The sequence below is a fragment of the Hydrogenophilus islandicus genome (assembly GCF_054657095.1).
The window spans coordinates 1-9,673 of sequence record NZ_BAAHXE010000048.1; the positions used below are offsets into that span (position 1 = coordinate 1).

Sequence of the window (9,673 nt, forward strand, 5' to 3'; positions counted from 1 at the left end):
TCACCGGCGAGAAAAAATGGGTACAATTGCGCATCGCGCCCAGGTGGCGGAATAGGTAGACGCACTGGATTTAGGTTCCAGCGCCGCAAGGCGTGCGAGTTCGAGTCTCGCCCTGGGCACCACGACGCACGCGACCGCCTCGCTTACTACTCCCCCCAATGTTCAGCGATTTCACGCCAAAACCAGCGAAGCGCGGCGTCGAGCGCGCGCTCTGCATCGGGCGAGAGGGGCGCGGCGAAGGTGAAGCGGTAGGCGGGTATCGCGATGAGCCAGAGGGTTGCGGGAAGCGGAATCGCGAGAAGCTGCGCGGCGGCAAGGAGCGCCTCGGGGGTCACCCGGTGGCTGCCGACGCTCGCAAGAAGCGCTTCCGGCGCCGCGTTGTCGGGGGTGAGCGGGCGGGTGACCAGCGACAAGGGTTCGGCGGAAAGGTGGTACGGCGACGGCGAAGCGCTACGCTCTTCGCAGGCGCAGGGGAGCGCTTGGAACGCATCGACGAGGTAGATCGCGCGCCGGCCGGCGAATAGGGTCGCCGTCTCGGGCCCCCACTGGAGTTGCCAATGGGTGGCGATCGCCTCTTGCCAAGGGCTTGGAAGGTGGCGCTTCGTCTCCTCGATCGCCGCGATGAAGCGGGCGCCGACCGCGTCGTCGCCGCGCAGGTCGTTGCCGCACGCGAGCACCAAGATCGCCCCCGGCGGTGGGGCGGGGCGGGAAGCGAGCGCGCGCAGCACCGCGTCGTCGCCGGCGGCCTTGGGGCGCTCCGCCATGCGCTACGGCCGCGCGGGCAGCGTGGGGCGCTCGACCCTGCCGTCACCGTTGCGGATGAGGAGGTCGAGCGGCTCTTCTGTTCCCTGGCGGTGCAACGAGAGGATGAGCGGCATCTGCCCGAGCGCGTGGGTCGCGCACGACAGGCAAGGGTCAAAGGCCCGCACCGCCACTTCGACGTGGTTGAGGAGCGCTTCGGTGAGCCTCGCGCCTGAGAGGAAGGTTTTCGCGACCGAGGTGATCGCCTGGTTCATCACGGCGTTGTTGTGGGTGGTCGAGACGATCAGGTTGCAGTAGGTGATGAGGTCGTCGTCGCCCACTTCGTAGTGGTGGATCAGGGTGCCGCGCGGCGCTTCGATCATCCCGATCCCGCGCGACTGCCGCTCGCCGTGTGCGCGCAGTTCCCCCCCTTCGAGCTCGCGGTCGGCAAGAAGGATCTCTAGGAGTTCCGCGCAGTGGAGCATCTCGATGAGGCGCGCCCAGTGGTAGCCGAGGGTGCTGTGGGCCGCAGCGCCGCCGTCGTAGGCGAGAAATCGCTGCCGCGCTGCTTCCGCCTTGGCGGTGGTGAGACGGTCGCAGTTGAGGAGGCGCGCCGAGGGGCCGACGCGGTAGAAGCCGTCGGGGATTCCGTAGGCTTTGAGGTAGGGGAACTTCATGTAGCTCCACGGTTGCACCGCCTCAGTAATGAGCTCTTCATACCGGTTCGGCGCAAAGCGGTCAATCAGAATCTGGTCGTTTTCGTCTTTGACCCGCAACAGGCCGTCGTAGAGGTCGAGCGTTCCGTCGGCGGCGGTGAGGGAGAAGGTCTTGGCGCGAAACGCGCCGAACTGCTCGTAGAAGCGGGCGTGTTCGGCAAAGAGGCGTTCGATCAGGGCTACTGCTTCTTCGCACCAGAGGCGGATCTGCGGCGCGTCGGCAAGGAGCGCCGTACGCTCGTAGCGGGTGAGGTTTTTGTGGACGCCGCCCGGAACCGAGCTGGTGCCGTGGATCCGCTTACCCGCGGTCGCTTCGATGCAGCGTTGGCCAAATTGCCGCACCAGAATCCCTTTGCGCGCCAGTGCCGGGTCAGCGAGCGCGAGGCCAACGACGTTGCGCCTTTTGGGGTCGGCGTCAAACCCCAACAGCAGATCGGGCGCGGCAAGGTAGAAGAAGTGGAGCGCGTGCGATTGGAGAATCTGCCCGTAGTGCATCACGCGCCGCATTTTCTCGGCGGTAGGAGGAAGCTGCGCCACGCCGACGATCGCGTCGAGCGCTTTCGACGCGGCGAGGTGGTGCGAGACGGGACAGATGCCGCAGAGGCGTTGGACGACGACTGGGGCTTCCCAGTAGGGGCGACCGACAATGAACGCTTCAAAGCCGCGGAATTCGACGATGTGCAGCCGCGCCTCGACCACCTCGCCGTCGTCGTTGAGCCAGATCGTCACTTTGCCGTGCCCTTCGACGCGCGACAGGGGGTCGATCGCAACGCGCCGCGTTGCCCCTTGTGGCAGCGATGGATGCGGGGGAACAGCTTGCGGGGTGATCGGGGTGGATTCGGTCGAGGGAATCGAGGCGCTCATCGGAACTCCAGAGGCGATTTTTCGTTAGTCGTAACGCAACATCGGGTAGGGGAATTCGGGTTCGCGCCCCACAAGGAGGTCGGTGAGGAAGCGCCAGATCACCTCCGCCGTCGGGGGGCAACCGGGGAGGTAGTAGTCGACTTTGACGATCTCGTGGATCGGGTGGACGTGTTCGAGTAGGAGCGGCAACTCGGGGTCGTTGGGGACGCGGCTTCCCGGGGCGAGGTGGCGGTCGCGCTCAAAGACGGCGGTGAGGAGCTCCTCGACGCGGTGCTGGTTGCGTTGCGCCGGTAACCCGCCGTTGATCGCGCACGCGCCGACGGCGACGAGCACCTTCGCCGCGCGGCGAAACGCGCGCAACACTTCGACATTCTCTGCGTTACACACCCCCCCTTCGATCAGCGCGACATCGCACGGCCCCACCGTTTTGAGGTCGGTGAGCGGCGAGCGGTCGAATTCTACCCATTCGACGAGCTCCAAGAGCCGCGTGTCGATATCGGCGAACGACATGTGGCAGCCGAAGCAGCCCGCAAGCGACGTCGTCGCGACACGCACTTTGCGGGGGGCAGTGGCTTGGGGTGAAGCGGTTTGGTTCATCGGTAGCGCTCTCGTTCACTCATGAGGGCAGGGGGGCGGTGGTCAAAACGGCGTTGGCCGATTGGTGTCGCGAACCCGACCTCTTTGAAGTTGAGCGCCCCGACCGGGCAGATGCGCGCCGCGTGGTCGGTCTCTGAGAGGGGGGTGTCGGCGAGACGCTCCGAGAGGCTGGTTGCCCGCAGCTGCGACCGGATGCCCCGCCCGCCGATGACGAGCGCCTCCTTTTTCTCTTTCAGGCTTGCGCGGACACAGAGGCCGCAGAGGATGCAGCGGTTGGGGTCGAGCCAGACCGCCGGGTGGGAGGCGTCGACCTTGCGCTGCGGATAGAAGGGGTCGAAGTGCGACGCCGTCATCCCGTGGGCGTAGGCGAGCGCCTGCAAGAGGCAGTCGCCGCTCTTTTCGCACCCGGGGCAGAAGTGGTTCCCTTCGGCAAAGAGGAGCTCGAGGAGGGTGCGGCGGACGCGGTGAAGGAGCGCACTTTGGCTCGTCACCACGAGGCCTGCCTGTGCCGGCAACGCACAGGAGGCGTGAAGACGCCCCCCGACCTCGACGACACAGAGGCGGCACGACCCGTGGGTCTTCATCTCTGGATGCCAGCAGAGGTGGGGAATGTAGCGGTTTGCGGCCAACGCCGCTTCGAGGACCGTCTGGCCTGGGGCAAAAGGGATCGCCTCACCGTCGAGGGTGAAGGTGTCGCGCGCCGTCAAAGGGGGAAGGGTCTCGGTCATGGCAACGGTTCCGCTGCAGCAACAGGTTGCTCAAATTGTGCGAGGTGGGCGTGGCGATCGTCGCGGCCAGTGAGCTGCCGGGTGGCGGCCAGCTCGCCGTCGAGCGAGAAGGCGGGGATGAAGTCGTGGGGCTGGAGCTGGGCGTCGAGCTCGGCGCGGAAGTGGGTGACGAGGTCGCGCACCGGGTTGCCGGCGCTCAAGCCAAAACCGCAGTTGCTCGCCAAGCGCATCGCTTCAAGCACCGGCGCGAGCCGCTCAAGGTCAAAGCGGGTGGCACGCGCCGCGGCGATCTTGTCAAAAGTCCGAGCGATCAGCTGGGTGCCGACGCGGCACGGGGTGCAGAAACCGCAACTTTCGTGGGCAAAGAAGTGGGCAAAGTGGCGGACGATCGCAATCGGATCGCGCTCGTGGTGAAAGACCATCACGGTGCCGTTGCAGGAGAGCGCCTCAAACGCGAGCGGCTGCTGGAGAGCCTCTGGGGTGGCCGGAAGGAGCGTTCCCGAGGGGCCGGAGACCTGGATCGCACGCGGGGGGGCAAGTGGTTGCGCGGTCGCGACGACCTCTTCGAGCGTGACGCCGTAAGGAAATTCGTAGATCCCCGGCTGCGCGACGTCGCCGCTCACGCAAAAGAGCTTCGGACCGGTGCTCTGTGCGGTACCCTGCGCGCGCCACCACGAAGCGCCGTTTGCGACGATTGCCGCGACCGCAAAGAGCGTTTCGACGTTGTTCACGACTGTCGGGTGGCCGAGGTAGCCGGAGGTCACCGGGAAGGGGGGGCGTACCCGCGGACGGCCGGGTTTTCCCTCGAGCGATTCGATCAGCGCCGACTCTTCGCCGCAGACGTAGGCGCCGGCGCCGAGCGCGATGGTGAGAGAGAAGGGGGTGCCGGTCGGGGTGGGGATCGCTGCGAGCTGCTCGCGCCACGCGTCGCAAAGGGCAGTGAGGCGCGGCAGCAGGTAACGGTATTCGGCGCGGAGGTAGAGGATCGCTTGGCTTGCGCCGATCGCCCGCGAGGCAAGGACCATCCCGACCAAGAGGAGCTCGGGGTGGCGGGTGAGGAGGTAGCGGTCTTTAAAAGTTCCCGGCTCCCCTTCGTCGGCGTTGCAGATGAGGTAGCGCTCGCGATCGGCCGTTTCGCGGCAGTAGCGCCATTTTGTCGCCGTCGGAAATCCGGCGCCACCCCGCCCGCGGAGCTCAGCTGCAGCCACCTCAGAGAGAATCGCGTCGGGGTCGAGGCGCGTCGCCGCTGCAAGGAGCTGTTCGGCGTCGGCCCCTTCGGCCCAGGTGAGGAGCGGCCCACGGCGGTAGAGGGGGTTGGCAACCGCAAACCACTCTTCGGGCCAGTCACTTACTGGTACCCCCGCGGCGATTTTCGCAGCGATCGCTGCGATCCGTTCGCGGGTGAGATTCGGCAACGGCCGACCGTTGATCAGCGCAGCGGGCGCTTGATCGGAGAGTCCAGCGCACGCGGTCCACCCGACGTAGAGGCCATGTTCGTGCGCCACCTCGCCCGGTTCGATCTGAAACGCCGCGCAGAGCTCAGCGCAGAGGCGGTCGACGGCGCGGTGGTGGTCGACGATGTGGTCGACAAAGAAGAGTTGGTAGCGGGCAGCTGGGGCAGAGAAGAAGTGGTAGAAGGAGGCGGTGGCCGCCACTTCGCCTGGGGGGAGGCCAAAGCGGCGTGCGACCGCCTCGAGCGCTTGTGGCGCAAGCGGGGAACCGTAACGCTCCTGCGCGTCGTGAAGCGCGGCTAGGAGTCCTGGTGCGGTGCGTTGCCGTTCGCTGGGCATCGAGCGCTCCCGAAGCGGGTGGGTCAGGGGGGAGTTGGGTTGTGGCCCCTATGGTAGATTCCTACTTTAGCACAATGTAGGAGGTACGGAAGCGCGATGGCGCATGCAGAATCGCTGCTGGGGCTGTTGGTGGTCGATGACGAGGTTCGGTCGCTCGAGGCAATCGAGCGCACGGTGGAAGAGGAGTTCCAGGTTTTCACCGCCTCAGATGCCGCCGAAGCACGGGCAGTGCTTAGCGAATGGGGTGAGCGGGCGCCGATTGCAATTGTCCTTTGTGACCAGCGGATGCCCGGGGTTTCCGGCGTCGAATTCCTCAAGGAGGTGCGGGAGCGCTGGCCTGAGATGATCCGCATCATCCTCTCTGGGTATACCGACACCGAGGCGATCATTGCCGGGATCAATGACGCCGGCATTTGGCAATATCTGCTCAAGCCCTGGCAACCAGAACAGCTGCTTCTCGTGTTGCGGCGAGCGGCACAGCACTGGTGCCTGTTGCGTGAGCACGATCGGTTGTCCCAAGAGTTGCGGTTGGCGTCCCCCTACCTGACCGAGCAGGTGGCACAGAAGCGGGCAAGTGCGCGTCGCCGTCTAGGAAGCGAGGCGATCCTCTGTGCCGAGCAGAGCCCGATGGCGTCGATTCGCCAGTATATCGAGCGGCTGGCGGTGTACGATTTTCCCGTCTTGATCACCGGCGAATCGGGCGTGGGAAAGGAGATGGTGGCGCGGGCGCTCCACTACAGCAGTCCCCGTCAGCACGCTCCCTTTGTGACACAAAACTGCGGCGCGCTTCCCGATACGCTCCTCGAGTCGGAACTTTTCGGTTACCGCAAGGGGGCGTTTACCGGCGCGAACGAAGACCGAGCGGGTCTTTTTCAGCAGGCCGACGGTGGCACCCTTTTCCTTGACGAGATCGGCGACACCAGTCCCGCTTTTCAGGTGAAGCTCTTGCGGGTGTTGCAAGAAGGGGAGTTTCGCCCGTTGGGGGGGAGCCGAACGATTCGGGTCAACGTACGTGTGGTGGCGGCTACTAACCGCAACTTGGAAGAGGAGGTGCGCGCTGGCCGTTTCCGTGAGGACCTCTTCTACCGTTTGGCCACTTTTTCGCTCCATGTTCCGCCGTTGCGCGAGCGGGTCGCCGACATCCCAGTACTTGTCGACCATCTCGTAAAAGAGGCGGAACAGACCCTGAAAAAACCTCTCAAAGGTTTGACCGCTTCGTGTCTCGAAGAGTTGTGCCGTTACCCGTGGCCTGGCAACGTGCGCGAGCTTGCCAACGAAGTTCTTCGCCTGGCAGTGCTCTCTGAAAACGGCTGGTTACACGAGCGCGATTTATCGCCACGCGTCCGCTCCGCAACAGCTTCTGTGGCTAAAGGGCCGGTGGAAGTTGAGTCGATCCCGATTTCGAGCGGATCGACATTGCGTGCGCGCCTCGATGCGGTGGAGCGAAGGATCATCAGTGAGACGCTTGCCGCCCATCGTGGTAACTTGTCAAAGACGGCGCGGACGCTCGGTTTGTCGCGTTTGGGACTGCGCAACAAGTTGGTGAGGTTGGGGTTACCGGTCAATGGAGAGAGCGATGAGCGATGAGGTGGGGAAAAGAGCACGTGCTGGTGGGAGGTTGCATGCTCTCTGGTTACAGAGCGCCGGCTGTGGCGGCTGTTCGCAGTCGCTTCTCTGTTACGAACCCGATGACTGTTTTACCGCTCTTGAGGCGTATGGAATTGAATGGGTTTGGCATCCCGCCTTCTCCTTAGAAGGGGGCAAGGAGGCAATCGAGCGGCTTGAGGCGTGCGCGACCGGCGCGATGTCTCTCGACATCCTCTGCGTTGAAGGGGCAGTGTTGTTGGGGCCGCACGGCAGTGGGGCGTTTCACCGCTTGGGGGGCGGGCGCTCCTGTGCCGAATGGATCGAACGGTTGGCGAAGCAGGCGCGTTGGGTCGTGGCTGTAGGTTCCTGTTCGGCATGGGGTGGGTTTAGCGCCGCGTCACACGACCCGATCTGGCAGGCTTGTGGGCTGCAATACACCGAGAAACAAAAGGGTGGATTGCTAGGGTCGACTTTCCGCTCTGGGGAGGGTTGGCCAGTGATCAACCTCGCCGGTTGCCCGATCCACCCCGAGTGGTTGGTCGAATGGCTGGCGATGCTCGCTGCCGGCAGCGTCTCTCCGGGGGATCTCGACCCATGGGGCAGGCCTCGCTTCTATGCCCAGCATCTTGTCCACCATGGCTGCCCACGTAACGAATATTACGAGTTCAAGGCGAGCGCTGAAACGCTGGGGCAGCTCGGATGTATGATGGAGCACCTCGGGTGCAAGGGGACGCAGGCCCATGCCGACTGCAACCAGCGGCCTTGGAACGGTGTGGGTTCCTGCCTCAAAGGGGGGTTCCCATGTGTTGCCTGCACTGAACCTGGCTTCGAAGCGCCTGGCCATCCGTTCCAGGAAACGCCCAAGATCGCTGGCATTCCGGTGGGTTTGCCCACCGATATGCCAAAAGCCTGGTTCGTCGCACTCGCCGCACTTTCCAAGTCGGCCACGCCGCAGCGGGTGCGCCGCAATGCTCTGGCCGACCGAGTGGTGGAACTGCCTGGTCGTGCGGCAAAAGAGTCGAAGCGATGAAAAGGTTGCAGCTTGGCCCCTTCAACCGAGTGGAGGGGGATCTGGAGGTAACCCTCACGTTGGACAACGCCGGACAGGTGGTCGAGGCGAAGGTCAATTCGCCCCTCTTTAGAGGCTTTGAACGCATCCTCCAAGGGCGCTCGCCGCTTGACGCATTGACGATCGTGCCGAGGATTTGCGGCATCTGCTCAGTAGCCCAATCAATGGCGGCGGCGCACGCGCTTGCCGATTGGGCGGGGGTTACCCCGGCTCGCAATGGTGCGCTGGTGTCACAGATCGTATTGGCGGTGGAGAATCTAGCTGACCACCTCACCCATTTCTTCCTCTTTTTCCTCTCCGACTTTACCCATCCCGCCTACCGCGGCAGATCCTGGCACGACTCCTGTTGCGCACGGTACGCCCCTTACCGGGGAGAACGTTCGGCGCGCTGGTTAGAGGCGCGCGCCGAGTGGTTTCATGTGGTGGGACTTCTTGCCGGGCGCTGGCCGCACACGTTGGCGCTCCAACCGGGCGGTACGACGAGGGTGGTGGGCGCGGCGGATTTAGTACAACTGCGGCAGAACGTGCGGCGCATGCGTCGCTACCTTCAGGAGACGGTCTTTGCCGATGACCTGGAGGCGGTCTTAGCAATCGATGAAGTCGATGAGCTGATGGCCTGGGCAGAGGGGCGCGATGGTGACGCGGCTTTTTTCTTGCGCGTGGCGTTCGATCTTGGCCTCTTTTCGGTGGGGCGCTCCTACGACCGTTTTCTCTCCTACGGCGCCTACCGGGCCTGGCCAGGTGGTGTCTATCGTTTTAGTGAAGGAAAGGGGCAGACCGAGTCGCTCGATTTGGGGGCGATTCGCGAAGAGGTTGCGGCGTCGTGGCTCGGCGGGGTGGCAAGCCATCCCAGTCAAGGCGAGACGGTACCGTGGCTCGAACGTCCTGACGCTTACAGTTGGTGCAAGGCTCCGCGCTACTGCGATGAACCGTTCGAAACAGGGGCGTTGGCGCGAGCGGTCGTTGCTGGAGTGCCGCTTGCCCGGGCGATGGTGCGCTGCTGGGGCGGCAGCGCGGTGAGCCGGGTGGTGGCCCGGCTCTGGGAGTGCGCTCAGATCGTCTGCTGGGTGGAACAGTGGATTGAAGAGATCGATCCCAAGGCTCCTTTCATCGAGATGATGAGGTTTTCCGAGGCGGGCAGTGGAGTCGGTTTGGTGGAAGCGGCACGTGGCGCCCTTGGTCACTGGCTTGAAGTCAAAGGGGGGCGAATCGAACGGTACCAGATCGTGGCCCCGACTACATGGAACTTTTCCCCGCGTGACGCAGCTGGCTGTCCGGGGCCACTTGAGAAGGCGCTTGAGGGGTTGCTCGCAGGCGACGGGGCAATGCCTTGGGTGCATCACGTAGTTCGTTCGTTCGATCCGTGCATGGTGTGTACCGTGCATTGAGGAACAGTGATGGATCGGTACTCCGCAATTCGTGAATCGTCTGAGCGGCTGGCCGATGGGGCGGGCGAAGAACAGCTCTGGCTCGAAGTGGTGCGCAAGATGGATGAGGTCTATCAGGATCTCCTGCGCTACGAAGTCGAGCTGGAGATGAAGAATACAGAGCTTGAGGCCCTGCGTCAATTCTTCGCTAGCG

8 protein-coding genes, 1 tRNA gene and 1 pseudogene are annotated in these 9,673 nt (G+C 64.3%); 5 read left to right on the forward strand and 5 right to left on the reverse strand.

The features are described 5' to 3' along the window. Positions 1–37: 37 nt before the first annotated feature. A tRNA-Leu gene (locus tag ACYQ6T_RS10265) sits at positions 38–122 on the forward strand. A gap of 24 nt (positions 123–146) precedes the next feature. On the opposite strand, the gene ACYQ6T_RS10270 is transcribed toward ACYQ6T_RS10265, so the two are convergent. The 5 genes from ACYQ6T_RS10270 to ACYQ6T_RS10290 are packed head-to-tail and all read right to left on the reverse strand — an operon-like array spanning position 147 to position 5,436. After that, positions 147–764 carry a hypothetical protein gene (locus ACYQ6T_RS10270; protein ID WP_459830529.1) on the reverse strand — a complete coding sequence of 206 codons (618 nt, stop codon included), beginning with the start codon at positions 762–764 and terminating at the stop codon, positions 147–149. 3 nt (positions 765–767) lie between these two features. Continuing rightward, complete coding sequence (locus tag ACYQ6T_RS10275) at positions 768–2,321, reverse strand: Ni/Fe hydrogenase subunit alpha (protein ID WP_459830531.1); 1,554 nt, start codon at positions 2,319–2,321, stop codon at positions 768–770. Positions 2,322–2,345: 24 nt separating this feature from the next. Further along, a complete protein-coding gene (locus ACYQ6T_RS10280; RefSeq protein WP_459830533.1) occupies positions 2,346–2,918 on the reverse strand; it encodes an NADH-quinone oxidoreductase subunit B family protein in 573 nt (190 codons plus the stop codon). Continuing rightward, positions 2,915–3,646 carry a 2Fe-2S iron-sulfur cluster-binding protein gene (locus ACYQ6T_RS10285; RefSeq protein ID WP_459830536.1) on the reverse strand — a complete coding sequence of 244 codons (732 nt, stop codon included), beginning with the start codon at positions 3,644–3,646 and terminating at the stop codon, positions 2,915–2,917. Before ACYQ6T_RS10285 ends, ACYQ6T_RS10280 begins: the two co-directional genes overlap by 4 nt. Beyond that, positions 3,643–5,436, reverse strand: coding sequence for an NADH-ubiquinone oxidoreductase-F iron-sulfur binding region domain-containing protein (locus tag ACYQ6T_RS10290; RefSeq protein WP_459830538.1), 1,794 nt, complete (start codon positions 5,434–5,436; stop codon positions 3,643–3,645). Before ACYQ6T_RS10290 ends, ACYQ6T_RS10285 begins: the two co-directional genes overlap by 4 nt. Before the next feature lie 96 nt (positions 5,437–5,532). On the opposite strand from ACYQ6T_RS10290, the gene ACYQ6T_RS10295 reads away from it, so the two are divergent. The 4 genes and pseudogenes from ACYQ6T_RS10295 to ACYQ6T_RS10310 all read left to right on the forward strand — a co-directional run. After that, positions 5,533–7,023, forward strand: a complete 1,491-nt coding sequence (locus ACYQ6T_RS10295) for a sigma-54-dependent transcriptional regulator (RefSeq protein ID WP_459830541.1) — start codon at positions 5,533–5,535, stop codon at positions 7,021–7,023. Beyond that, positions 7,013–8,053 (forward strand): NADH-quinone oxidoreductase subunit B family protein, encoded by a 1,041-nt coding sequence (locus tag ACYQ6T_RS10300; protein WP_459830543.1) that lies wholly within the window; start codon positions 7,013–7,015, stop codon positions 8,051–8,053. The genes ACYQ6T_RS10295 and ACYQ6T_RS10300 overlap by 11 nt, the downstream gene beginning before the upstream one ends. Further along, positions 8,050–9,480: a nickel-dependent hydrogenase large subunit gene (locus ACYQ6T_RS10305; RefSeq protein ID WP_459830545.1), complete on the forward strand. Its 1,431-nt coding sequence runs from the start codon at positions 8,050–8,052 to the stop codon at positions 9,478–9,480. The genes ACYQ6T_RS10300 and ACYQ6T_RS10305 overlap by 4 nt, the downstream gene beginning before the upstream one ends. A gap of 9 nt (positions 9,481–9,489) precedes the next feature. Then, positions 9,490–9,673: pseudogene (locus tag ACYQ6T_RS10310) on the forward strand (PAS domain-containing sensor histidine kinase); the annotation flags it as partial.